22 protein-coding genes and 1 other RNA gene are annotated in these 25,253 nt (G+C 39.7%); 9 read left to right on the plus strand and 14 right to left on the minus strand.

All coding sequences use genetic code 11. The features are described from left to right. Window positions 1-18 precede the first annotated feature (18 nt). Window positions 19-759 carry a hypothetical protein gene (locus tag I6E70_RS05975; RefSeq protein ID WP_197188291.1) on the minus strand — a complete coding sequence of 247 codons (741 nt, stop codon included), beginning with the start codon at window positions 757-759 and terminating at the stop codon, window positions 19-21. After that, window positions 756-1,247, minus strand: a complete 492-nt coding sequence (locus I6E70_RS05980) for an RNA polymerase sigma factor (protein WP_197188292.1) — start codon at window positions 1,245-1,247, stop codon at window positions 756-758. Before I6E70_RS05980 ends, I6E70_RS05975 begins: the two co-directional genes overlap by 4 nt. 140 nt (window positions 1,248-1,387) lie before the next feature. Here I6E70_RS05980 and I6E70_RS05985 point away from each other — a divergent pair, with 140 nt between their 5' ends. Continuing rightward, a complete protein-coding gene (locus I6E70_RS05985) occupies window positions 1,388-2,734 on the plus strand; it encodes a S8 family serine peptidase (protein WP_197188293.1) in 1,347 nt (448 codons plus the stop codon). Here the strand turns inward: I6E70_RS05985 and I6E70_RS05990 are convergent. From I6E70_RS05990 to I6E70_RS06000, 3 genes are all read right to left on the minus strand, one after another. Then, entirely contained in the window at window positions 2,718-3,671 is a 954-nt protein-coding gene (locus I6E70_RS05990; protein ID WP_197188294.1) for a surface lipoprotein assembly modifier, read from the minus strand. The two genes, I6E70_RS05985 and I6E70_RS05990, sit on opposite strands and share 17 nt — an antisense overlap. Before the next feature lie 62 nt (window positions 3,672-3,733). Next, entirely contained in the window at window positions 3,734-4,615 is an 882-nt protein-coding gene (locus I6E70_RS05995) for a hypothetical protein (protein ID WP_197188295.1), read from the minus strand. Between the two features lie 135 nt (window positions 4,616-4,750). Next, window positions 4,751-6,913 carry an exonuclease domain-containing protein gene (locus tag I6E70_RS06000; RefSeq protein WP_197188296.1) on the minus strand — a complete coding sequence of 721 codons (2,163 nt, stop codon included), beginning with the start codon at window positions 6,911-6,913 and terminating at the stop codon, window positions 4,751-4,753. 128 nt (window positions 6,914-7,041) lie between these two features. Between I6E70_RS06000 and I6E70_RS06005 the strand changes: the two genes are divergently transcribed. Then, window positions 7,042-7,536: a phosphatase domain-containing protein gene (locus I6E70_RS06005; RefSeq protein WP_197188297.1), complete on the plus strand. Its 495-nt coding sequence runs from the start codon at window positions 7,042-7,044 to the stop codon at window positions 7,534-7,536. 102 nt (window positions 7,537-7,638) lie between these two features. Here the strand turns inward: I6E70_RS06005 and I6E70_RS06010 are convergent, their stop codons facing one another. Together I6E70_RS06010 and I6E70_RS06015 are read right to left on the minus strand one after the other, a co-directional pair. Further along, entirely contained in the window at window positions 7,639-8,382 is a 744-nt protein-coding gene (locus I6E70_RS06010; RefSeq protein WP_197188298.1) for a competence protein CoiA, read from the minus strand. A 62-nt stretch (window positions 8,383-8,444) separates the two neighbouring features. Next, on the minus strand, window positions 8,445-8,900 hold the full coding sequence (locus I6E70_RS06015; RefSeq protein WP_197188299.1) for a hypothetical protein: 456 nt from the start codon (window positions 8,898-8,900) through the stop codon (window positions 8,445-8,447). Window positions 8,901-9,325: 425 nt separating this feature from the next. Here I6E70_RS06015 and I6E70_RS06020 point away from each other — a divergent pair, with 425 nt between their 5' ends. The 5 genes from I6E70_RS06020 to I6E70_RS06040 all read left to right on the plus strand — a co-directional run bounded on the left by I6E70_RS06020 (window position 9,326) and on the right by I6E70_RS06040 (window position 14,401). Next, window positions 9,326-10,750 carry a sugar porter family MFS transporter gene (locus tag I6E70_RS06020; protein WP_197188300.1) on the plus strand — a complete coding sequence of 475 codons (1,425 nt, stop codon included), beginning with the start codon at window positions 9,326-9,328 and terminating at the stop codon, window positions 10,748-10,750. A 379-nt stretch (window positions 10,751-11,129) separates the two neighbouring features. After that, window positions 11,130-12,389, plus strand: coding sequence for an OmpP1/FadL family transporter (locus I6E70_RS06025; RefSeq protein WP_197188301.1), 1,260 nt, complete (start codon window positions 11,130-11,132; stop codon window positions 12,387-12,389). 2 nt (window positions 12,390-12,391) lie between these two features. After that, window positions 12,392-12,805 (plus strand): YeeE/YedE family protein, encoded by a 414-nt coding sequence (locus I6E70_RS06030; protein ID WP_021032090.1) that lies wholly within the window; start codon window positions 12,392-12,394, stop codon window positions 12,803-12,805. Between the two features lie 3 nt (window positions 12,806-12,808). Further along, the gene (locus tag I6E70_RS06035) at window positions 12,809-13,210 is read left to right on the plus strand and encodes a DUF6691 family protein (protein ID WP_197188302.1); all 402 of its coding nucleotides are present in this window, start codon (window positions 12,809-12,811) and stop codon (window positions 13,208-13,210) included. A gap of 96 nt (window positions 13,211-13,306) precedes the next feature. After that, window positions 13,307-14,401 (plus strand): mechanosensitive ion channel family protein, encoded by a 1,095-nt coding sequence (locus I6E70_RS06040; RefSeq protein WP_197188303.1) that lies wholly within the window; start codon window positions 13,307-13,309, stop codon window positions 14,399-14,401. Between the two features lie 34 nt (window positions 14,402-14,435). Here I6E70_RS06040 and I6E70_RS06045 read toward each other — a convergent pair whose 3' ends face one another. From I6E70_RS06045 to I6E70_RS06070, 6 genes are all read right to left on the minus strand, one after another. Then, complete coding sequence (locus tag I6E70_RS06045; RefSeq protein ID WP_197188304.1) at window positions 14,436-16,571, minus strand: TonB-dependent siderophore receptor; 2,136 nt, start codon at window positions 16,569-16,571, stop codon at window positions 14,436-14,438. A gap of 219 nt (window positions 16,572-16,790) precedes the next feature. Beyond that, window positions 16,791-17,102: an EthD family reductase gene (locus I6E70_RS06050; protein ID WP_002958288.1), complete on the minus strand. Its 312-nt coding sequence runs from the start codon at window positions 17,100-17,102 to the stop codon at window positions 16,791-16,793. A 173-nt stretch (window positions 17,103-17,275) separates the two neighbouring features. Beyond that, window positions 17,276-17,632, minus strand: a complete 357-nt coding sequence (locus I6E70_RS06055) for a TfoX/Sxy family protein (protein ID WP_010553728.1) — start codon at window positions 17,630-17,632, stop codon at window positions 17,276-17,278. A gap of 239 nt (window positions 17,633-17,871) precedes the next feature. Further along, window positions 17,872-19,398 carry an acetyl-CoA hydrolase/transferase family protein gene (locus tag I6E70_RS06060; RefSeq protein WP_197188305.1) on the minus strand — a complete coding sequence of 509 codons (1,527 nt, stop codon included), beginning with the start codon at window positions 19,396-19,398 and terminating at the stop codon, window positions 17,872-17,874. Window positions 19,399-19,695: 297 nt separating this feature from the next. Beyond that, window positions 19,696-19,792: signal recognition particle sRNA small type (ffs, locus tag I6E70_RS06065), an RNA gene on the minus strand. A gap of 139 nt (window positions 19,793-19,931) precedes the next feature. Then, window positions 19,932-20,807: a DUF3014 domain-containing protein gene (locus I6E70_RS06070; protein ID WP_197188306.1), complete on the minus strand. Its 876-nt coding sequence runs from the start codon at window positions 20,805-20,807 to the stop codon at window positions 19,932-19,934. 239 nt (window positions 20,808-21,046) lie between these two features. On the opposite strand from I6E70_RS06070, the gene I6E70_RS06075 reads away from it, so the two are divergent. Next, window positions 21,047-22,192 carry a patatin-like phospholipase family protein gene (locus tag I6E70_RS06075; protein WP_007584072.1) on the plus strand — a complete coding sequence of 382 codons (1,146 nt, stop codon included), beginning with the start codon at window positions 21,047-21,049 and terminating at the stop codon, window positions 22,190-22,192. A gap of 28 nt (window positions 22,193-22,220) precedes the next feature. Here I6E70_RS06075 and I6E70_RS06080 read toward each other — a convergent pair whose 3' ends face one another. After that, entirely contained in the window at window positions 22,221-24,194 is a 1,974-nt protein-coding gene (locus I6E70_RS06080) for a monovalent cation:proton antiporter-2 (CPA2) family protein (protein ID WP_169061105.1), read from the minus strand. 133 nt (window positions 24,195-24,327) lie between these two features. Between I6E70_RS06080 and I6E70_RS06085 the strand changes: the two genes are divergently transcribed. Next, window positions 24,328-25,224 (plus strand): GGDEF domain-containing protein, encoded by an 897-nt coding sequence (locus I6E70_RS06085; protein ID WP_165725418.1) that lies wholly within the window; start codon window positions 24,328-24,330, stop codon window positions 25,222-25,224. The last annotated feature ends 29 nt before the right edge of the window (window positions 25,225-25,253 follow it).

The raw sequence follows: 25,253 nt of genomic DNA on the forward strand, positions 1-25,253 counted from the left end.
CTCGTTTTATACACATTATTATTTGTTTAACTGCCACTTTGCGCTAATTGCTTGCTGCTCTTGCGCTCTATCTAGTGGTGCGCCGCTGATCATGCTATCTATAACAGCATCTAACTCACTGTTGTTAGACGCCGTTTGATATTGCGCGCTATTATCACTTTGCTGCGCGGGTGTTTGCGCTTTAATTTGCCAACCGCTTTGCGTTTTACAAGCAATGCTTGTTTGCGTTGTATTATTTGAGCTTAGTGCATACTGCCTACAAAGCTCACCTTGCTGATTTTTAAAACTAAGCTGCGCACTAAATACTGAGCCATCACTTTGCTCAAACACACCACTACTTAGTTGTGTGTTAAGGGCTGAGGCGGTATTACTGGCTACTAAGTTTTGCGCCTCACTGGGTTGTAAATAGCTCGTCATTGCAATACCAAATACCACAGCAACGCTTGCTGCTATTGCTAAACTTTTATTAGCCGATTGCTTAACCTTTTGCCAAGGCGTTAACGTTACTACATTGCTATTTAACGTGTTTTTTTTCGTTGCTATATCAAGCTTTGCAACCGTTTTAGCTAATGAGTCACTAAGGGGGGCGTCGTCAATACTTGTTGCGTGCTCTTTTACTAACATGTCTACTTCGCTTAGCTCTGCAAGTCGCATTACTAGCGCATCATCGGTTTCAAGGGCTTTACGCACTTGCTCCATTTCGTGCTCACTTAGCTCTGAGTCTAAAAAGGCGCTAAGTGTTTCGTCGTTAATGTTCATACTTGCTCCTTTTTAAAGTCGGGTTTTATTAAGTTATAAAGCGTGCTGCGTGCGCGCGATAATTTACTCATTACACTGCCTATAGGTATATCTAGCGTATGTGCTACTTCTTTATAGGCCATGCCCTGCACTGCCACCAGCGATACTATGGCGCGTTGCTCTTCGGGTAATTGCCCAAGAGCTGTATTTACATTTTTAAGCATTTGTTTGTTTTCGAGTGTGTCGTGTTCATTGCTTGTTATTGGCTCTGGTAAAATATCGGCCTGAGCCGTATTTTGCCTTACCTTGCGTGAGCGGTATTCGTCTATCCACACATTACGGCAAATTTTAAATGCCCACTTAGCAGGCTCAACGTCATCCGGAATGCCTTTTACTAATAGTTTTTCAATTGTTATTTGCACTACATCGTCTGCATCTGCTTTACTACCCGTTAGCGAATAGGCAAAACGCCTAAGCATGGGCAATAAGGTTTTTAGAGTTTCGTTCATTGATTTTTACCCCTTTTATAAAGAAGACGATTCAAAAAAACATTTATTCCCAAATAATCAAAATAATTTAAATAATGAAATATTTCTATGTGTTAAACGTTAACTAACCAGCATGATAAATTTAATAGAAGTAACCCACTATGAATATTAAAAACACACGCGTTAAACACATAATAGCCGCTTCGCTTTGCATATTTAGCGCAACGAGTTCAGCCAACATAGTAAGAGTCGATCAGGTGCTTGGGCAGCTAAACCCAATAGAGCAGCGTATTGAGCAAACTATAGAGCAAGCACAACGCCTGCCGCTTCCGGTGCCTGTTCCACAAATATCGATTGATGAACTAAAAGCGCAAATAAGTGAGCCAATTAGCAGCTTACCCAATGTGCTTAACATTAATATAAATAGCCAAAACACCGCATTTGTAGAAGTGGAGCTTGAAAACGGCTTTAGAGCAATAGAGCGCCAATGGTTATTAATGGCAAATAGCCAACAACTTCATACCCTAAAACAGCAAAATGTAACCATTGTGTCGGTAAAAAATTACAACGCACTTAACATGAGCTTAGTGCGCTTTAACGTACCCCAAGGTGTTAACTCTAAAAGTGAGTTATTAAAAGCGCTTAACTTAGGTGAGTCTGCAATACTTGACCGAAACCACATTTACCAAGCGCAAACAGGCGAGCCTACCGCAAAAGTAACACCAAATAAGTCTATTGCCCCCTACTGCACACAAAGTGTAAAAATTGGCATGATCGACAGCGCCATTAATACCAAACACAGTGCTTTTAAAGGCGCCAATATCACCACGCAAAGCTTTTTACCTAAAGGGTTAAGCTCGCCAAATTTACACGGCACCGCCATTGCAGGGCTAATTACAGGTAAAGGCGCAAAACTTAACCCGCTTTTAAGCAGTGCCGAGCTTTACAGTGCAGAGGTGTTTTATAGACAATCTGAATATGCACAAGGGGCTACATTATTTGCCATAGTAGAAGCACTTAACTGGCTAGTTAGTAATAAAATACCCGTAATAAATATGAGCCTAACGGGGCCAAATAACGCAATTTTAGAAGCAAGTATTACTGCAGCAATAAAACAAAATGGTTTAATTGTAGCTGCTGCGGGTAATCAAGGTCCGGCGTCGCAGCCGTTATACCCTGGTGCATATAAAAGCGTGATAGCGGTAAGTGCTATTGATTCAAAAAACCACATTTATAGATGGTCAAATAAAGGCGATTACATAGACTTTACAGCCCTTGGTGTAAATGTTGTTACAAGCCAAAGTAATGGAAAATTTGGTAGGGAGTCGGGTACGTCAATGGCGGCGCCGCATGTAAGCGCGGCATTAAGTTGTTTATTGTTAAAGCATGGTAATAATAAAACTAAAGCACTTAACGAGCTTACATCGCTGGCCGTCGATTTAGGCGAGCAAGGCAAAGACACCACCTTTGGTTATGGCGCCATTTACCCACCTAAAAGTGCACTTTAACTGACGCCGATAAAACCGATTGCGTATAGGTATTACTACTAAGCTTTGATTGATAATCGCCATATTCAGCCTCGGCTATTAGTGTTACGTGCTCAAACACAGCTAGGTTATAAAACGCATTGACTACATTTCGGTGCTCATCTCGCGACGGTATTTGCTCAAAAAAATCATCCGTTGTTTGCTCATCGTAATCTTTATTTTGATAACGCCAGCCAGCCCCTACTTTGTTAGCCACATTAAAGGCCGTAAATTTGTGCGTAACTTTAGTCGTAAAACCGTAGCCGTTAAAGTCGTATTGGTTGTCGTCGGCGTTTTCTTTATCGGCACTTAGCGCTGCCATTAGCATGGTTTGGCCATTATTTATAAAATGATAAAGCGCTACATCGGCACCTACGCCATCGGCATTACGTGCTTTTGCAGTAGCAAAACGTTTAGCTTTGGTTTTTATGCTCATACGTAAATACGTATGCGGGTTTAAAAAATGACCATAGTAAGCACTAGCTTGATTAAAATGTAAAAATGGTTCGCCATCTACATTTGCTTTTGCGCCATCGTAACGAACTCCTACCTCATGGCTATTAAAGCTGTAGCTGCCATCTAAACCATATTGATGAAGGTCTAAATCGTATTGATCAAATTCATCGTAGTCTTGCTGTTCAAACCGGTAGCTTGAAGTTAATTTAGCGCCTTTGGTTAATTGCCATTTTGCATTAACACCTGCTGCGGTTTTTATGCCGCTGTCGCTTTGCGACGAAATATCGTCAAGCTCCTGAATTGAGAGCGCCGAATTACTTAATACCCCAACTTCTGCATCTGCATTTAGCTCAAAGCTACTTTTAAAGGGTTTATTTTGCTCAGCTGTTTTAACGTGGTTAGTTTGTGCAAGCACCGCTTGGGCACTAAAAACACACAATGTGGCGGTTATAACTGCTTTCATATTTATTCTCCAACAGGCCGAATAGGTTTCCCTATTCGGCATTTGTGCAAACACGCGGCGTATTAAAGGCCTAGGTCTAAGTCGTTAGTAATGTTGGTTACTACTTCACTTGCAGTGCTAAGTGCTACATCGTTACTAATTTGATCAGTGACCGCTGCACTCACCTGCCCGCTAACACTTTGTTGTACCGTGCTTTGTAAGCTGCTAACCGTACTATCTTGCACGCTGGCAATTAAAGATTGCTGAACACTGCTTACAACTTCATTACTGGTATTAATTGCATCACCTACTTGCAGTACAGAGCTCACTGAGTTTGCAGCCGTATTAGTAATTGCTAATTGGTTTGTAAGCTCACCCGCATTAAGCGCATTTGTTGCATCTGCTTGTGTTACTGAATCGGTTGCGCTACTCACATTTGAAAGTAAAGAGGCACCTGTTGGTGTATCAGTAGTATCAGGCTGAGCGGCTTGCTCAGAGCTAACAGAAAGTAATGACGATTGACTCACAGTGGTTGTTAAATAACCCGCCGATGAGGTTAACTGCGCGGTTGCATCAAGTGCTGTATTGACTGTGGTATTGCCTGTGGCATTTAAAGACGATGCCGATGCATTCAATGAGTTATTTAAAGATGAGCTGGCAGATGCAACTAATGAATTTGCAGGCTCTGCGGCCTCGCTGCTTTCTTGCGCTGGAGTTCGCGTGTTATTTGCCGTTGAATCTGTATCTTGCGAGTCATCAGCCGTTACTTGTGTATTGTTAGATGCGTTTGTGTCATTGCTACCACTGGCTGTTAAACCGTTTTGTGAAAGCGCAATAGATGTAGATGTTTGTTGCTGAGCCGACGTTGACTGAGATATTTCAATATCAGCGGCGTGCACTGCACCTGTAAAAGTACACACACCGCTTAACATCATTACGCTTACAATTTTATTTAATTTAGTCATTGTTTTGTCCTCTAGTTTGTCGGATTGACATAAAGAAGACGATTTACAAAAACACTTTATTCCAAAATAAATTAAAAAATTACAATAAAACCACTTATTACCTAAATTTCAAATACTTAAAGGTAAGCTAATACCCTACGGCGTTAGCGTTTCACTATTTTGTATCAGCAATAACAGCTCGGCAGTGGCGGTTGCATCAGCCAATGCGCGGTGATGGCTGGTTAAATTTAAATTAAAATGCGATGAGAGATTACCAAGCGAATACGACTTTAAGCCTTTAAACGCTTTGCGCGATTCAACCACGGTGCACATTTTTGGCATTTTAAAAAAGTGCCCTGCCATCTCGCATTCTTTTTTAATAAAGCCGTAGTCAAAATTAACGTTATGGGCTACAAAAATACTGCCTGCGAGTTTATCAATTAGTGGTTTTACAACCTCTGCAAATACGGGCGCGTTATAAACCATGCTGTCGCTAATACCAGTTAGTGACGTTATAAATCCGGGTATATGGCGCTCGGGGTTAACTAAGCTTGTCCAAGTATCAATTACTTTACCGTGCTGCACTTTTACAAGGCCTATTTCGGTAATACGGTTACCGCCTTTTAAGCCGCCTGTGGTTTCTATATCGACCACACTGTAAATACGGTGTGGATCTACAAACCATTTAACCGCAGCAATGTGTACTGTAAAGCCCACATTTTTTAAATTATCAATAGTGGTAAGTTGGTTGCGCCTAAGCTTATCGCCTGGGGCTTTTACCTCTTCAAAATGTACTTGGCCATTATTGATAACCATTAAGTCGGGGTAGCCGTCTTTTAGTTGTAAATAATGTTTGCTCATAGCCGTTAAATGCGCAATTAGCGCCTTAATAGGGCTGTTTAAAATAAGCGCTTCTAGTGGCTCTAATAAATTGCTGCGCCATCTAAACAAACCGTTAGGTTGATCAAAGTATTGCGCTGCATTTTTGCATACCAAATTAAGTAATGCTTGCGGCGTTTGGCACTGAGCTAAACGCTCATTTATCTGTATTTGCTGCGCTTCATAAAAATTACCAAGCCTTAATACTTGCGGATAAATATCAAACTCATTGCATGGCGGATAAGGCGACTCCACAAATAACTCATGCCAAAATACTAAACCAAACAAACTTTGCCAAAGCGTGTTTTCGGTATTAAATACAGCCATACCTTGGCGAGTATAATAATCGTTTACGCCCTGCTCTACTTCACCTCGGTACAGTTCATCTATTTCTAGCACGCACTGAGTGTTGGCAAGCATGGCACTTAAACGCGAACGTGTTTTTTTATTAAACTTACGCATTAAAAAATCGTCAGCAAAATACAGTAAATCATCAGTGAGCGGGTTTTCGATAATGGCTTCTAATCGAGCTTTTACCCACTCTTTATTGCCAAGCCTGTATTGCTCTCTTATTTGAATTTCTTGTGCTTCGCTATCATCCACGCACCCTTCAAGTAAGCTAAAAGCAAGTTCGCTATCAACTGTTTTTAGCTGCCTATAAAGCCTAACTAATAATTTATTTTTTAATACGACGGCAATTGCACCATGTGCAGCTTGCACTAAAACCTGCGACGCTAAAGCAACGTAATCACTCTCATCTATAATGTTTTTAAATGCTAACCGGTAACGGTTTAGTAAATAGTTTGATTGCGCTTCGTCAAGTGTTTCAAAGCGTGACAAGCTCTCACTGTGTCCTTCGCGTGTAGCGGTTAAGCCTAAGTCTCGCATTACAAAACGATTTTGATGATTCACATCACCACCGCTTAGTTTGCCTGCAAATAAAAACTCAAAATATTCGTAGTAGTCATTGCGATTATTAATTACATACTGGCTATAAAGTGGTGCAAGCTCTTGTGGGCATGCTTTAAAAAAATCACGCGCAATATCCACCAGCGCGCCTTTAGCGGCGCTCTTTTTAAAGCTTATTTGCTCTGGGTAGTTACTTAGTAACTCAACCAAAGAAGGCTTAGTTAGGTGCGCTAAAAGCTGCGAATAATGCTGCTCGTTTGGCTCAAATAAAATGCCCGCTTTTTTTAGCGTATAAATAGCCTGATGCGGCGATGTTATTTCTTCATAATTAAGCGATTGCGCCTGCACCAAATAAGGCTTGCGCGAATACACCCGCGCCAACATGCACTGGCTTTGCTCATCTAGCTGGTTAATTTTACTAATAAATTCACTATGTTTAGGCTCAAGTAAATGCATACATTTACTTGTTACAAACTCAATAAGCTCTCTAAAATGCGCTAAATAGTATTTTGCTGGTAATTCTTTTTTCATAATATCGCCACAACTGTATATAAAAACAGTATCTAGTGTTTGCGCTTATTATTCAATCTTAAACTTGTAACTAAAACACGCTATAGTGAGTGTATAAAAGCAAATTCATTAAAAATAAAGGACTTACCATGAGCGCGCATCCGTACGATGTTTTATCACTCAATAACGGCGCAAATATTATTTTTACGCCCTGCCCTGGTACAAAAACGCAAAACCTAGCGGATTCAATCGCTACATTAAAAGCTGCTGGCACTAACATGCTGCTTTCGCTTATGCCGCAAAAAGAACTTGAAAAAAACAACGTACAAACAATTAATAGTGAGTGCAATAAGCACGATATAACCTGGTTTCATTTACCAATAAATGACGACGAAGCACCCAAACAGCCTTTTACATCAAGCTGGAACACCCACAAAACCGACATATTACAGGCCATACAACACAAACAAACCATTGCCATACATTGTAAAGGCGGCACAGGCCGCACAGGTTTGGTCGCTGCGCTTATTTTAAATTCGGCAGGTTACACAAAAGAAGAAGTATACAGCCTAGTACAAGGCATTCGCCCTAAAGCGCTTACTATAGAATTGCAAAAAGAGTACTTTGAGAACTTTGAGGTGTAAGACAGAGGTTGGGGAAGATTTAGCACTATAAATAGTGCCAATAATTCTATTTATAGCCTGTAATGAATTAGCACTGATAAGATTGATCACTTGTTATGTAACTCATTTAAACTTTGCCAAGAAATCATTTTTAATACATGCCTTAATACAGAAACTACTATAATTGTTAAAACGCATTAATTGCCAGATGACACCTTGTCCAAAGTCCAAATAAACTGGTTTTGTTGCTTTAAACCAAACATATCTAGGCCTTTTCCACTCAAAGAGGAAGTGTCCTACATGCGTGGATTTAATTATTCCATCTATTTTATCTGAGCTATGTATTTCTACTAACTCATTCGGACCTCGATACTCAGAAATAAAAGAATAAACGAAATGAGTTTTATGATTACTTGAATGAATAGATATATCTTCCATTGATTCATGCAGAGGATCAGGAAGCATCGCACGTAATTTTATGTTTTTCGCTAGATTACGACCATTAATTACCCAAATCATATCCCCGTAGAAATCCTCTCTTGATTTCAACTCAGCTTCAGACATTGGGGAGTTTTGAAATTCAATTACAATATTCTGCTCATTAACAACATCTGCAATATGCTTTTCACCACTTTTATCAAAGTATACTATTTCTTGATTATGATCTTCCCAATGATTTTTCCAATCTCGATGCCATTGGGATTCATTATCCCACCAAGGATCACAACTACATTTTACCTTGTGCGCCCAATGCCATCTAATTTTTGAACCACACTTTGCTACGGTTGGACTACCACAATATATACATACCCCTTTCATCTTGGGCAGAGGAGCTTGCTTAAATCCGTCAACTAATGAAAATTTCATAAGTACATAACACTCGGTTGTATAATGCCTCTATCAGCCGCTGCTGGATTGGCTTGTTATATTTATTTACCCAATTCAGGAGCGGGTAAAGTTTTTGTAATACTTTTATTTAGCGAATGATTGTCAAATGCTATAGAAACCATTGAAAGTTTCGCCACCAATTTTTTTCCCTTGAATAAAGCTAAATCCGTTCCTAATTCTGCACCGTCAAGATCGGAGAGTGGAAAAGTTTTGTCAATCTTTTTCCAGCCAGATAATCCTTTAAGTAGGATTACTTCACTGTCTATTTTGATTTCGTATTGGCGAAAGCTAAGTACCATCCACCAAGCAAAAATAGATGTTGTAACCAAAGCGAGAATTAACGCCAAAAGTTGTTCATTTGGCGATAACGAAGTATTGCTCTCGCTAAGGAATAAAAGAGCGACAGCATATATTGCAAAGAATCCGATACAGTTAAATAATAGTAAAAACATTGATTTAAAAATGATTTGAAAAACTGAGCTACGAATTACAGACATGCTATCTCTATAAATATGACAGTTTAATTTACGACATTTGACGCATTATAAACCGACAAATGTCCCTATTTTATAATCTATTAACCTTAACCACCAAATAACCACATGTAAACAATTACTAAACCTCATATCAGTTTATGTAATTGCAAAAACATACCAAAAGGGTGAGAGCAGTAATATTGGCTAAACAGGCACTTACTATACAAAGCACATTGTTTATTGAGATTCAGTCTGCGCTATTCAAAAAACGGTACTTAAGTTAAAAGTACTTAATCCAACGCCTTTAGACTAATACCTTTAATTTAAAGGTATTAGAACGGCTTAATTTATCCCCGCTAAATCGTTATACCTGCACAAATGTATTCAACCATAACGCTTTACGATATTATGTTCCTTTAAATTTAATTTAACTTTCAGGGCATATAATGACCACGCACACACCGCCTTCCCACTCAGCCAACACAGCTGAAAACACCTCTCTTTTTTACGTAATATTTATATCGGCAGTTGCTGCTATTGGTGGCTTTTTATTTGGTTTTGACTCGGGCGTTATTAACGGCACGGTGTCGGCGCTCGGTAATGCCTTCAATTCAAGCAGTGTGGCTACGGGCTTTAATGTTGCCTCTGTTTTACTTGGCTGTGCCTTAGGTGCACTTGCTGCGGGGCCGCTGGCTGATAAATTTGGTCGCCGTGCAATTATGATCATCACCGCGATTATTTTTGCTATTAGTGCCTTTGGTTCGGGCATTAGCGAAAGCTCTGCGGAGTTTATTTTTTACCGCTTGTTTGGTGGTTTAGGTATTGGTGCTGCATCGGTATTAGCGCCTGCTTACATTGCTGAAGTTGCTCCACCAGCACTTCGTGGTCGTTTAGCTACACTACAACAACTCGCTATTGTACTGGGTTTATTTGCTGCTTTTTTAAGTAATTACTTAATTGCTGATGCAGCAGGCAGTGCACAAAATATTTTAATGCTTGATATAGCCGCTTGGCGCTGGATGTTTTGGGCTGAGCTTGTGCCTGCAGTGTTGTTTTTAGTCGGTGTTTTGTTTATTCCTGAGTCGCCTCGTTATTTAGTAGCGCAAGGTAAAGTAGACGATGCTAAAGCGGTATTTAGTAAAATATCGAACGACAACGTTGATGCGCAAATAAGCGATGTTAAACGCTCCTTGCATAGCGATACAAAGCCAAGTATTAGTGATTTATTTATTGATGGCAGTAAAAAAGTACACCCAATTGTTTGGGTGGGTGTTGCGCTGAGTGTATTTCAGCAATTTGTGGGTATTAATGTGGTGTTTTATTACGGCTCTGAGCTTTGGCAAGCCGCTGGGTTTGATGAGTCGCAATCGCTATTTATAAATGTGCTCGCAGGTACTACTAATATTGTATCGACCTTTATTGCCATTGCCCTAGTTGACAAAGTTGGCCGTAAACCACTGCTATTAGTAGGCAGTATTGGTATGTTTATTAGCTTAAGCGCGCTTACTTATATATTTGGCAGTGCAGGCCTTGATGACGCAGGCAAACTTGCACTTAGCGATAACATGGGTACGTTTGCACTTATTATGGCTAACTTATTTGTGGTATTTTTTGGCTTAAGTTGGGGCCCAATTGTATGGGTATTATTAGGCGAAATGTTTAATAACCGTATTCGTGGTGCTGCCCTTGCCGTTGCTGCCAGTGCGCAGTGGATTGCTAACTTTGCAATTACCATGACCTTCCCTATTATGCTGGCTAACATTGGACTTGCAGGCGCTTATGGCTTTTATGCGTTATCGGCACTTATAAGCATATTTTTTGTTGTTAAATATATTAAAGAAACACGCGGTAAAACGCTTGAATCTATGTGATTTTTAAAAGCGGTGATATTAATCGCCGCTTTGCTTTTACATACAATAGCGCCATTTAATAATGGCGATTTAAATAACCTAAACGTTAAATAATAAATCTACTTTATGCAGCTACTAATGCGTAAACGATCCTTTTACCAGCATACTTTTAATATCAAAATGTATAGCTACCGATTGCATGCTTAAATATCATTATAGTTCAATACGTTAGTGAAACTTTTAATTTAAGTTAAGGCTGAATAGCAATCTACGCTCATTTATTTTAACTTTATAACTATTGCCGTATTACCTTTTATTATAACTAATCTATTTAAATTCCTTTTTAGAATATCAAAAATTAGCTATTGTCCGCCCATTCCAACTTTATGTATTTACTAAAATGAAAAAACAGTTAATTTCAGGCTTAGCCTTAACGTGTGCGTTAGGTTCGTTCAGTGCATTTGCTACTAATGGTTATTTTACTCACGGCTATGGCATGACCCACAAAGGCATGGCTGGCGCAGGTGTAGCGTTGTCAGAAGAGTTAATGTCTGGCGCTAATAATCCAGCAACCTTTTTACCTAACGGAACAGAGCTATCACTGGGCTTAGAGCTTTTTTCACCTGAACGAAAATATACTGCATCAAAAGTAGATACTTTTTACCCTGGCGCATTTTATCTTGAAGCAAAAACACAAAAAAGCGACAACACCGTATTTGCAATTCCAGAGTTTGCTATTGGCCATCAATTAAATGAAAAAGTAAATATTGGTTTATTAGTGTATGGCAACGGCGGTATGAATACCGAGTACGGCGCAGAATCCTCTCCTGAGGGGACTTTTTACGCTGGTACGACGGGCGTTGATTTAAAACAACTCTTTATTAGCCCAACAGTAAGCTATAAGTTGAATGAACAAACACGCCTTGGTGTATCCCCTATTTACGTGGTGCAACAGTTTGAAGCACAAGGGCTTGGAAACTTTGCTCCTTTTTCGCGATCACCAGAAGCGCTTACAAATAATGGCACCGATACAAGCACAGGCCTAGGCATTCAACTGGGTATTAGCCAAGATATAAATTCGTCATTAAGCTGGGGGGCAAGTTACCGCTCGTCAGTGTCTATGCAAGAGTTTGATAGCTATAAAGGTTTGTTTGCAGAGCAAGGCGGGTTTGATCTACCAAGTTCGTTTCAACTTGGCGCAGCCTACAAGCTTACCCCAAGTAATCAGGTTGTATTTGATTGGCAAAAAATAAATTACAGCGAAGTAAAAAGTATTGCAAATCCAGTCAATAACTTGATGTCAGCGCCTTTAGGAGCTAACGCCGGCGCTGGGTTTGGCTGGAACGATATGACTATTTATAAGCTTGGTTATCAATGGCAGCGTACATCGCAACAAAAGATTCGTTTTGGGGCATCTTATACCGAGCAACCTATTCCTTCATCAAACGTTTTGCTTAATATTTTAGCGCCGGGCGTTCAAGAGTGGCATTTTACTACTGGCTTTAGCCATTCTTTTACCAACAAGGTACAATTAAACGCTATGGCTTTTTATTCGCCAGCAAAAAAAGTAACGGGTGCTAACTACTTAGCGCCTAATCAACAATTATCAATCGAAATGAAACAAACCGGTTTAGGCGTTTCTATTGTTTGGGAAATTTAAAAATGATAACAGAATTCACCCCAGTGTCGGCTGCAATAGGCGGTGCATTAATAGGAATAGCGTGTACGTTATTACTGGTTTTATACGGAAAAATTGCGGGCATATCAGGCATTGTTAAATCTGTATTTGCTAAAGCAAATTCAGACTCTCGTTGGCAGTTATACTTTATTTTAGGGTTATTGTTAGCAGGAGTCGCTGTAAGGGTATTTGCGCCTTCTTTATTAGAAGGCGAATTGCAATTACCGCCTTGGCTTATTGTTGTTGCAGGGCTTTTAGTTGGCGCTGGTACAACGTTAGCTAATGGGTGCACAAGTGGCCATGGTGTGTGCGGCATGTCGCGCTTTTCTACTCGCTCTTGGGTTGCAACATGCACATTTATGCTTGTCGCCTTCATTACAGCAAACCTTGTAGGATAAATAATGAAAGCAATTATGATGGTTGTTATAGGCTTTATATTTGGCTTAGGACTTATTATTAGCGGGATGACAAACCCTGCTAAAGTGATTAACTTTCTTACCTATGGAAACCAATGGGACGCAAGCTTAATTATAGTGATGGCTGTTGCCATGCTAATAATGATGCTTACATGGTTATGGGTTGCAAAAAAAGAGAAACCACTTATTTCAGGAACGTTTAATTTAAGTGATTTAAAAAAAATTGATGCGCGCTTGATTATCGGCTCGGTACTTTTTGGTTTAGGCTGGGGTTTAAGTGGTATATGCCCAGGCCCGGGTTTGGTTCAATTAGTATCTCTTAAAATGGAGTTTTTATTATTTTTTGCAGCCGTGCTAGGCGGTATGAGGTTAGCCAAAAAAGTATAATATTTGCTGCCGACTAAACTCGGCAGCTACTTTACCCAAACAAAGGTACATAACTTGCTGCAATATATATAAAACTATATTGAACAGGTTTAAGTTATGCTAAATAAAGCGCTGGAATTTTCTAACAGCACACCTTGGTTAAGCGCAGCGTCCTCTCTTTTACTTATAGCTATACTACTGTTTTTAATTCGTTTTTTTGTAATGTACTGGCTAAAAAAATGGACTTCAAAGACCACGTTTATATTCGATACTTTACTAATAGAGTCAATATCTAAGCCGCTAACACTGTGCACAATTATTGTGCTGCTCACCATTTTAGAGCACGACACCTTCATTGTTAGTACTTCTATTTCTCAGCAGATCCCTTTTAATAGCATTAATATTGTATTAGCGCTGCTTGCACTTATTATGTTTTTAGACCGCTTTATTATTGGCACTATTAATTACTATGGTAAACAATCAGCCGTGGTTTTTAATTCAAAAAGCATAATTAAAGGCGTGATACGCGTTACATTATCGTCAGTGGGATTACTGGTATTAATGGGCACGCTAGGTATTTCTATTACGCCTATTATTGCCTCGTTAGGTATTACATCACTAGCTGTTGCCCTTGCTTTGCAACCTACCCTTGAAAACTTTTTTTCTGGCGTGCAGCTAGTAATAGATAAACCTATAAGGGTGGGTGATTTTATTGAGCTTGAATCTAAGGAGCAAGGCTTTGTTGATCATATAGGCTGGCGATCTACATGGGTTAAAATGCTACCCAACAATATGATTATTATACCTAATAGCCAATTATCTAAGTCGCGTATTATTAATTACTTTTACCCTGAAAAAGAGCTAAGCGTGCCTGTTGATATAAGCGTGCATTACGATTCGGATTTAGAATTTGTTGAGCAAGTAACACTTGAAGTGGCTCGTGAAATACTTATTTCACACGAATGGGGCGTTGATGATTACAATACCTTTGTGGTTTTTCATACCTTTGACAGATCAAGTATTAACTTTACGGTTATGCTGCGCGCAAAAGAATACTTTAATCGCTTTTGGGTTAAGTCCGCTTTTATAAAAGCCCTGCATAAACGCTATAAAAAAGAAGGTATTGTAATCCCCTTCCCTATTACGGCTATTAACACTACTCAAGAAGCCGCTAAATTTAATAGTGATAAAAAGGTGCAAGGCGATACTTAAAAAAAAGCGCGAGAGACTCTCGCGCTAATAAGTATTAAAACTTGTAGGTTATTTGCCCAATAATTTCGCGAGGGCTACCGGGAAAGTGGCCATTACGCTCAGTAAAGCCACTAACCGCGTATTCTTTATCAAACAGGTTATTAATATTTACACTCAATAACACGTCATCAAAGCGACTCGTCCAGCTCATATCAAATACGGTAAATGGTTTTACTTTTTGACCACTGGTACTAAGTTGCTCACTTACGTAATTTGCACCAAAGGCAATTGATGAGTCAATCGAATCCAGTGCGTAGCGAGTCCATAAACCTGCCTGGTGGCGTGGTGCATTAGCAAAGCGCGAACCATCTCCAAATGTATTTGAAAGCGTATCACCCGTTACGCCGTCTACCACTTGCGTATCGTTGTAAGCGTAGTTAGCCGTTACGGTCCAGTGCGCTGATAAATCGCCGACTAAAGTTGTTTCAAACCCTCGGCTTTCTACTTCACCTATATTTAAAAGTGCAGCAATGCCATCTCCAGCTCCCGTATCGTCAGGGTTGCTCATTACCACGTTTTCTTTATTAATTTGGTAAATTGCAAAGGTGCTCATTATTTTGCCGTCGAGCCATTGGTTTTTCATACCCAGTTCGGTTTGCTTGCCGGTTTCTGGCTCTAAATTACCTTCGCCTTCTACATCTTCTTGATCGGCTGACGATGTAGGATTAAAGCTCTCTGAGTAGTTAATATATACCGATGTATTTTCGACAGGTTGATAAGTAACAGCAACGCGCGGCGTTATGTCGTTATCTGAGTAACTAAAACCAGTTTCTTGATTAAACTCTTTAAAATGGTCATAGCGTAGGCCTGCAATTATTGTCCACTGCTCGCCTATGCTAATTACGTCTTGCGCATACACACCAAATCGGTCGGTATCTACGCCATCGCGGTTCATGTCAGTGAGGTTATAAGTACTTGGATCGGTTTCACCGTAGTTTAAATTAAAAATATTTAAATTAGCGACGCCATCGGCCTCATATCGAGCACGAAAGTAGTCATATTCGGTATCAACGGTGTGGTAATCACCACCAAATAAAAACTGATGGGTTAATTGTCCTTGTCCAAAGTTATAAACAAAGTCGGTGGTTACACTTGCCTCTTTATTGGCACGAAATTGCTTACGGTATTCACGCTTAATCGTTTCATCGTCAATATTGGCAACGCCATCACCGTTTACATCTACCCAGCTTTGCGACTCATGGTAGGCTTGGTCTCGCTCGTTATCCATGTAACGAAACGTAGTACTTAACGAAAAATCATCATTAAAATAATGGCTAAGTTCTGCTTGAAGCACCAAAGCTTCCATATTTTGATAATCAAACGACTCATTGGCGTTATAACTTGGGTCAACTAAAAAGTTGCCGTTGTCATCTACCGGTACGCCACGTAGGCGGTTTCCGCCTAGGTCTTGTTTAATGTAGTCAACACTTGTGGTTAGGGTTGTTGAATCACTTAAATCAAATAACAATCCACCTGTTAGCTCGGTATTAGCTGAGTCTGCATTGTTACGAAAGCTATCTTGCTCTTCATAATAACCACCCAATCTATAAGCCATTGTATCGCTTAAACCACCGGTCATATCGAGTGATGCACCTCGGGTATTGTAGTTACCCAAAGTAAGCTTTAATTCGCGTTTTTGTGTGTAGCTTGGCTTTTTAGTTACGTAATTAATCATCCCACCAGGTTCGCCACCGCCATACAAAGCAGAGGCTGGCCCTTTTAATACTTCAACACGTTCTACATTAAATAACTGCGGTACACCAAAGCCCGAATATGGGTCGCCACGCACACCATCGTAAAATACATTTGCGTCATCTCTAAAACCACGAAAAGTTACGCCTGAGTAGCTATATTCGCTCACTCCCGCAATAGATCGGTACAAATCGGTAATGTCACGCGCTGCTTGGTCAATTATAAGTTGCTCTGTTAAAACCTGAGCCGATTGCGGAAGCTTAATAAGATCTAAATTAGTTTTAGTCCCAATTTTACTTTCGGTTTCTAGGTAAAATTGCTGGGCACGGCCAGTTACTTCTATTTTTTCAATATCGTCGTTTTGTTGTGAAAAAGCTATATTAGAAAAAACAGATAAAGACGCAGCAATACTTAATGCCAAATAATTAGGGTTAAACATGATAATTCCTGGGAGAAGTGTAGATAGCCAACAACCTAAATGATAACTTTTATCATTTTCATAATCAACACAAGGGCGGGTTTAATACATCTAAATATTAGAACTAATATTACTTAAAACAGAGCGCTAGCCCTTTTATTGCAGTTAAAATAAAACCCCTACTGCACTAAATGCGGTAGGGGTTATTAAGTAATTCTTAAATTAGTTTTAGCGTGTAATTTACCCAGCAATATTGCTAATTTGAATTACTGGAGACACGTTAGTAAAGTTAACTAAATCAGCCGCTATTACTTCTTGATGAGGTGCAAAGGCTTGCTGAAAAGATTCTACCGATTCAAACACTAAATGCCCCATAGCAATATAAGTTGGCGCTTCGCCCGGTGCGCCACCTGCTAAACCTGCATCTGCACTACTTGATATAAGCGCTTTACCAACTAACTCTGCAACTAGTGGTAAATGTGTTTTACAGTAGTAGTCCATATCGAAAGTAGCACTTTCATTATTTGGGTATAATACGCTTACTTTAATCATTACATTCTCTCTTTTATTTACTAAAAAATTTAAAGCGTCTTTTGAAACAGTATGAATCGTACATAAGTAAAAAACGCATAAGTGAGCAGTCGCTCAATTATGCGTTATTCATACTCATAGCGCCAGTAATTTGATTGCAGTGCTTATTTTAATTAAGGTGATACTTCGCTAATTTACTTAAGTGCGGGTCGTTTTTTAAAAGGTTTGGGCGGCAAAGACTCTACAAAGTTAACGCACGTATTTACCCAATATGCTAAATCAGAATCAGACTCAAAACCTTCAGGCAAAATATAAACCAAGCCCTTAACTGGCTTTCCGGTAAAGTCCATTTCAGTTACATGAGGTTTAGCTAAACAATCGCTGTAGTTTTCAGGCCCGACTCGCACCATCAACTTGTTGCCTATTATTACGCAGCACATATAATCCGAAATTATAAAACATAAACCACCAAACATTTTCTTAACGACTAAATCGTGGCGCGCATTAAACAACTCATAAAGTCGCTCTTCTAACCCTCTGTCAAACGCCATTTAAGCATCTCTATTTTTTAATAAACACATTACACACTTAATAACGGTAATAGCACTTAAACCTAAGTAAATAAAATAATAAAAGGTGGCTGGGAAAGGTATGCAAAGAGTAGGTATAAAATTATTTTGGACTTACAGTTTTTATCAAACCGCACTAATCAAAGCTGATTGAGCTGACACTAGTGCGGTTTAAAAGTAAGTATAAAACTTACTAATTCAATTTTAATAAACCAAAATGCTTATGCAGACAGTTGCGCTGGAGCATTTGTTACAGATGCTTTTTTCATACTGCCTTCTTGCTCTAAGCGAATATGCCAGCTAAACGCTTCTTCAAGTAAATGAGGGGTATGCCCACCACGCTCACAAGCGCGCTCATAATAGTCTAACATCGCTTCGCGATATTCTGGGTGCACACAATGCTTAATAACTTGTACAGCACGCTCACGCGGTGCTAAACCGCGTAAATCAGCTAAACCTTGCTCAGTTACTAAAATATCAACATCGTGTTCGTTATGATCAACGTGGCTCGCCATAGGCACTACGCTTGAAATAGCGCCATTTTTAGCAATCGATTTAGTCACAAATATTGCTAAATGAGCATTACGAGCAAAATCACCAGAGCCACCAATACCATTCATCATTCGTGTGCCACACACATGTGTTGAATTTACGTTGCCATACATATCAAACTCAAGCGCGGTGTTTATTGCAATAATCCCTAAACGGCGCACTATTTCAGGATGGTTAGAAATTTCTTGAGGGCGTAACACTAGCTTGTCTTTGTATTTTTCTAAATTATTAAATACTTGCGCGTTACAACGCTCAGACAACACAATTGAACTGCCTGATGCAAAGCTCATCTTACCTGCATCAATTAGGTCAAACGTCGAATCTTGTAGTACTTCAGAGTACATTGTTAGGTCTTTAAAGTCAGAGTCGAGTAGTCCCATCATTACAGCATTAGCAATGTTACCAATGCCTGCTTGTAGCGGACCTAAATTAGCTGGCAATTTATTTTGAGCCACTTCGTCTTTAAAAAAGTTAACTAAATGGCGCGCAATAGCGGCGGTGTCTTCATCAGGGTCGGTAACGGTAGAAAACGAGTCGCTTTGGTTAGTAAAAACAATACCAACAATTTTTGCAGGATCGATAGGAATTGCAGTACTACCAATTCGGTCATCCACTTTAACTAACGGCATTGGTTGGCGAGTAGGACGATAAGATGGAATGTATATGTCATGCAAACCTTCAAGATTCGGGTTATGCAGCATATTAATTTCAACAATTACTTCTTTGGCAAAAATAGCAAAACTCGCTGAATTACCAACCGATGTAGTCGGCACAATATGCCCTTCTTCGGTAATAGCGACTGCTTCAATAACAGCTACATCAGGCATGGTTAATTGATGATTTCGTAGATGCTCAACTGTTTCAGATAAATGCTGATCAATAAACATTACTTCACCGTTATTAATCGCTTTACGTAAAGTGCTATCTACTTGAAAAGGCATACGACGCGCTAAAATGCCCGCTTCTGTTAATAGCTTGTCGAGATCATTACCTAATGACGCACCCGTCATTAAGTTTATTTTGATTGGATTTTTTTTGACTTGCTCAATTAATGCTCTGGGTACTGCTTTAGCTTCTCCGGCGCGAGTGAAACCACTCATCCCTACAGTCATTCCATCTTTAATAAATTGGCTTGCTTGTTCTGCCGGCATCACCTTGTCATGCAGGTTACTATTGCGAATACGTTCCAAGTGCATACTGAGCTCCTCTCTAAATTTGACATTATTCTAATCCTAACTTCGTACTACACAATCTAGACTTAAGTCGTATTTACGAATCGAGGATGAGCAACATGTTTAAAAGAGAGGTTAATTTACTTTTAATTAATACTATCATGTAGTTATTAGTAATATTTTTAACAAAAATGACATAACAATCTATAAAGTAATTTATAAAGTAATCTATAAATAAATAGTATTATTTAATTAGAGGAATTATTTTTGAGGAATTAACTTTATTAGTTCAAACACCCAAATGAGGAATTTGGGTGGCAGTCTTACCAGCCACATCTCGGCACACACGTCACAAACTGTGGCTGCTCCCTTCCGGGCCTGACCAGGTTCGCCTGCTAGTGTTGCGAGAGGACCAATAAGACTACCATTGAGGGCCTTGGTTGGCGCGGGAGGGATTATCTCTACTTTTGCTCTGTTATTCAAGGGATAATCTAAAAAGAAAGTGCGATTGCATACTTCATATACAATCGCGACGTATTTAGCTGTTTTAGTGCGTATTAATTGTTCTCTAACTGCGCTTTTATATTACGTAATGCTGCTTTTACTTTTTTCATGTTTTCTGGACCCATACGTAAAAGCTGTTTTTGTGCATCTGGTAATTGCTCCCACTCCGAAAACGCATACTGGTACGTTACTGAATCACGAAGTAACGGCAAGTCACCTTCAGGCTCTGGCGTATCAAGTAATAAATCGATTGCATCGGTTAGCGTTTGATTAAATTCGTCATCGCCGTAACCAATTTCACTGTATGCATTATTAATAAGTGGCTTGTACTCTTCGTACATGCGAACGGCTTGCGCTGCACTCATACTGGTAAATATTTTCACATACGGTGTATAACGCTCGTAGCTGTTAGGGTTAATAGTTAAGATATCACCTTCATTCACGCTAAATTTTTCTTCTGGCTGTACAACAGGCATGTGTTTTTTAGCTATTTTTCCTTTTGCTAAGTTATCTACATATACCACACCACGACGAATAACATCGTCGGTCACCATTAAGCTCATTACTGAGTCGCTTAGGTACTCGTCCATTTTAGCAACAACAACTGCATCACTTTCGTTAAGCGTTGGTAGTGGCTCTACTTCTGGCACAGGCTCACTTGGACTTTGTGCTGGTACTTCAAGCTCTGCTGGCTTTTCTGGTTTTACAGACGGCGCATCTACCACGGGGTCGTTCTCGGGTTTAAGCTCCATCATAGGTTGTTCTTTAACTGTGGGCTCTACCTCAGTGCGTGTTGCTTGCTCGTCACTGGGTGTTAGCAATACGAAGGCGGCCGCACATGCTACGACTATTAAAATAATAACGGCGAAAAGAATATTGTTATTAGGTGGACGTTTTTGAACATCTGATGCTTCTGGTTTATCTGACATACGAACTCCATAAAAATTAAAATGCGATATCACTTAGAGTACGCTAAGTGGATTAAATTCATTCTTACACAAATACTATTACATTTTATAATACGGCAATTATAGCAAAGTAAGTTACGTACTAAATTGGGTGATTAAACAATGTAATAAGTATTAGGGCAGTTATCCTTTGATTCTTCTAGCTTAAAGACTTACAGTTAATAAATAAAGTAAAGACGTAGAACAGTTTAACCACCAATATGAAAATCAAGCAAGTTGATCCACAAAAACCTAAAATTGCCTTATTACTCACAGGTGGTGGCGCACGTGCTGCTTATCAAGTGGGTGTTCTTAAAGCGCTAGCTCATAGTATGCCTCGTACCGCTCCATTGCCATTTAGAGTAATAAATGGCACCTCTGCTGGGGCTATTAACTCAGCTGCGTTAGCATGTTACGCCTCCTGTGCGCATTTGGCTGTACGAAAGCTTGAATCAGTTTGGAAAAACTTTTCAACCTCTATGGTCTATAAAAGTGATTTTTTAAGCGTATTTGGTCATATTGCGCGTAATATTTTAACGAGCTTTCAGTCAGAACATATTAACCATCCACCAGCGAGCTTGCTAAACAACCGCCCTCTGCGTGGTTTATTAAACGAAATTTTAGATTTACACCGCATTGAGCGCAATTTACATCGTAATTATTTAGATGCGCTGTCTATTACGGCCTCAAGTTATACAACGGGCGACTCTGTTGCATTTTTTCAATCTAATACGCAAACATCTTGGCAGCGTGCTAAACGCGAAGGCCGTGCAACTCGTATTAATGTTGAGCACTTAATGGCATCGAGTGCCATCCCTATGGTGTTTCCCAGTGTAAATATTTATAACCATTACTTTGGGGATGGCTCTATACATCAACTTTCTCCGCTGAGTCCGTCGATTCATTTAGGCGCTGAAAAAATATTTATTATTGGGGTCGACCAACCCAAAGAATTACACCCACCGGGTTACTCGCCACATTATCCGGGTCTATCCGCTGTTGCAGGGCATTTACTCGACAGTGTATTTACCGACACTATGCAATCGGATTTAGAGCGTTTGGCTCGTGTTAACCGAACATTAGGGCTATTACCCGCTCGCGACAAACATCAAGAACTTAAACAAATAGATACCTTTGTCATTAACCCTTCGCAAAACTTTAACGCAATTGCAGCGCAGTATTACGACGATATGCCATGGGCCATTAAAGTATTGCTACGTACCATAGGTGTAAAAAAGCATTCGCAATCGAGCTTAACCAGTTACCTATTGTTTGAAAAACGCTACACCCAGCATTTAATGCAAATTGGCTATGAAGACGGTATGGCGCAGCTGCCTAAGATGCGTGAATTCTTAGAGTTAGATTAATCTTTCAGAGTTAGATTAATCTAAGTCACTATTCGATTCCGTCGAGCAGATAGTGCTCTACCCGCTCAACACGCCTTGGTTTACCTTGTAATACTAAAACATCATTAGCCAATAATGTTGTTTGCGCTGATGGCGTATCTATTTCGGCTCCTTCTCTGCGCAGTGCTTTTACGAGCACTCGCCGCTTTTCTAAATTAAGATATTCAATTGTTTTACCCACGGCATAAGCTTGCTGAGGTAGCGCTACAACATGTAAGTATTCTAATCGTTCACTTGAGGCATCTTCGCTATCTTTAAAATACCCTGCGTAAAAGCTTTGCATTAATGGATAACGATTACGACGTTCTTTACTTACTCTACGCACAATACGCGTCATCGGTACGCCCGACATAGACAACACATGCGACACGAGCATTAAGCTCGCCTCTAACGACTCTGGCACTACTTCGGTTACGCCTAGCCCTTTTAAATAATCTAACTGGCTATCGTCACGAGTACGAATAAGTATTTTAACGTTGGGCGCTATTTGTTTTATGGCATCAATAACAACTTGTGCGTGATCAAGCTCTGTAAAAGTAATAATAACCAAGCGAGCTCGCTCTACTCCTGCGCATTTTAAAATATCTTTTTGTTTAACATAGCCAAATATAACAGGCTCACCCGCCGCTTTGCCTTCTTGTACTAAAATTGGGTTACTTTCGATGGCAACGTAGTCTATTGCTTCGGGCTTTAAAAAACGCGCTATAGTTTGCCCAACTCGCGAAAAACCACAAATAACAACATGGTCGCTATAAAGTGTACTACTTTGTGGCTCACTCTCCAGCGCTAAACTAGGGCGGTCGAGTATACCCAAACGCTTTAAAATAAATGGCGTTTTATCAATCAAAAATGGTGTAAATGCCATTGATAACACACCAAGGGCAATTAAAAATGAAGCTTGCTCTGAGTTTAGTAGCTGATGCTGGCCAGCAAGTGCGATAAGTACAAAACCAAACTCCCCCATTTGCCACAGCATAATGCCACAGGCGAGCGAGTCTTGGTTTCGCTCATGCATTAGCCGCGCACTAAGTGCTACTACTGTAATTTTTAATACGAGTAACCCAAGCAATGCGCCAATAATTATTACTATATGCGCCAGTACAAATAAAATATCTAACTGCATACCCACAGTTACAAAAAACAGCCCCATTAATATATCGCGAAATGGACGTATATCGGCCTCTAGCTGGTGCCTGTAATGGCTCTCACCTAACATCATTCCCGCTAAAAAAGCGCCCAATGCCATAGATAAGCCAAACATATACGTTAAAAAGCCCGCAAATAAGGCTACTAATATAGTGGTAAGCACAAACAACTCATCGGTTCGTACTTGCGCTATTTCTTTAAACACAATAGGCAATACCCATTTACCAATTGCCCAAAGAAGCACGCATACAAATGCGCCCTTACTTAGGGCAAACGCTAAAGCCCAGCCAATACTTTGAGAGTCGCTTGATGCAAATAAAGGAAGTATTATTAATAGGGGAACAACAGCAATATCTTGAAAAAGCAGTACACCAACGGCTAATTGCCCACGGCGCTGATTAAGCTCACCCGTTTCTTTTAATAGCTTAACCACTACAGCCGTAGAAGAAAGCGCCATAATTGTACCAATGGTAAAACTGGTGAGTAGGGAAAAGTCTAAACAATATAAAATAATAATGAAGAGTAAGCTGGTTATACCTACTTGTAACGAGCCCAGCCCAAATACTAGGCTTCGCATTGCCATTAGCCGCGAAATAGAAAATTCTAACCCCAAACTAAATAACAAAAACACAATTCCAAGCTCTGCTACAAACTCTATTTCATGAGATTGCGCTAACCAACCAATACCATGACTACCGGCTAAAACCCCCGTTGCTAGGTACGCCAAAATAGGCGGCAAGCCAATGCGTTTAAAAAACCACACAAAAAGAACTGCTGCCACTAGCAAGCCAAAAATTTGAACGTTAATACTCTGCAAATTCGGCCTCACGCGTCAATTAAACCAAGGGACTTACTTTAAATATAGCAACCTTCTGTTTTTCAGCCAGTTTTAAAATATGGCACAAAAATCGCTTAGTAATTGCAAAGTAACACCCTCGGGGGAGAATTTAATGGAAAACGTCCATATTTTGACGCAGCGTGTGTCTGGTCGCGGTGATTTTTTGCCGTTTTCGGCTGAACATTCGCCAACAAATGAAATAACAGAAACACATAAACTCGTTACAGAGCTACAAACTAGCTTAGTGATTGAGGATGTTTTAGCTATATACGCAAAATTTACAAAACAATTGTTAAATTTCTCTGGTTTACAGTTTCAGTCAACACTAGGAACTACACAAACATCACAGAGTGATACAAATAGTACACCCTATATTTTTGATTTGACGATTGGTAAAGAACACTTAGGGCAGCTAATTTATTTTAGTAAATTCCCGCTTGGTCAAGCCATTGAGAAAAAGCTACATACTTTACATACTGCGCTGGTTTATCCACTTCGTAATGCAATGATGTATAGCCGAGTACTAAAGCTTGCCACAAAAGATGCATTAACAGGCTTAAATAACCGTAGTCAGTTTAATGACTTTTTACTGCAAAAACTTGAAAACTGCCGTCGTTACCAGCGTCCATTTAGTTTAATGCTGCTTGATTTAGATAATTTTAAACAAGTTAACGACAACTTTGGCCATAAAATTGGTGACGATACACTTAAAGAGTTTTCAAAAGTACTGTGTGGCAGCATACGCGGCACCGATTCGGTATTTAGATTTGGTGGTGATGAGTTTGCTTTACTTATTGAAGACCCTGAGTTTACAACGAATAAAGTGATTGCTGAGCGGATAATGTGCTTAGTAAGAAAATCGCCTCTAATGTCTAAGTATAAAGTAACAACCAGTATTGGTTTTACTTTAGCTAACAGCCAAGACAGCGAAACTGAAATATTTGCTCGCGCCGATAAAGGCTTATACAAAGCAAAGGCATCTGGTAGAAACTGCGCAAAAGCATATTAGTTTTTACTTAACTGTATTAAATAAAAAGC

The sequence above is a fragment of the Pseudoalteromonas sp. NGC95 genome, assembly GCF_015864705.1.
GTDB classification, from domain to species: Bacteria; Pseudomonadota; Gammaproteobacteria; order Enterobacterales; family Alteromonadaceae; genus Pseudoalteromonas; species Pseudoalteromonas arctica.